At 64.3% G+C, this 708-nt stretch carries 1 protein-coding gene; it reads right to left on the bottom strand.

Features of this window, described 5'->3' with window-relative positions; translation table 11 throughout:
* Positions 1-53: 53 nt before the first annotated feature.
* A partial coding sequence (locus tag B384_RS0108045; protein WP_019482604.1) for a LysM peptidoglycan-binding domain-containing protein occupies positions 54-708 on the bottom strand: 655 nt, incomplete at its 5' end.

Raw genomic sequence — 708 nt, 5'->3', positions numbered from 1 at the left:
AGGACACCTGCCACTTTGGCTCAGTTTGCGGACGATGTCCGCATGATCTGGTGTTAGCCGTTGACTCGGTAGTAGGAAGGTCCTGATCCAAGGTCGGCGCTGTTGATAACGGTCTGATTGCCGTTGAAGCCGCTGTGGATCGCCTTGCCGTCTCCGATGTAGATGGCGTTGTGGGGAACCCCGGCACCACCGTTGGCGTAGTAGATGAAGTCGCCCGGCTGGGGGGTCGAGACCGGGGTGGCGAATTCCATCAAACCGGCTGGGGATTCGTCCCCGACTCCGCTGATACCGGCAGCTTTCAGCGCCTGCTCACCCAAAACAGTGCAGTCCTGGATGGCACCGAGCTGGGCGTAGGCCGAGGCGAGGATTGCAGCATTGACGCCGCCGGCAGCAACGTCAGATGTCGGAGCTGGGGCCGCTGCGCGGGTGATGGCACTGGAGGCGAAGGAAAAATCGGACTGGACCGGAGCGGGCGCGGTGAAGGACGCCCGGGTAGCCGGTGCTGCTGCGGGGACTGCCGCGGGGCTCACTGGCTCGGGAGCAGCGACGGAGGCGTTACCGGAGACCTTGATCTGCTGTCCGGGGTAGATCACCGAGGCGTAGGACAGACCGTTCTGTGTCAGGACCGTGTCCAGTGATACGCCGTAGCGGGCTGAAATGGCTCCCAGGGTGTCGCCGGAGACGACGGTGTGGACGCCCGCGGCTGCG

Origin of the sequence: Arthrobacter sp. TB 23, assembly GCF_000294595.1 — a bacterium.
Taxonomy (GTDB): Bacteria; Actinomycetota; Actinomycetes; order Actinomycetales; family Micrococcaceae; genus Arthrobacter_D.
Note: the sequence above shows the minus strand (reverse complement) of the source record. Positions and strands in the feature narration are given on the sequence as shown.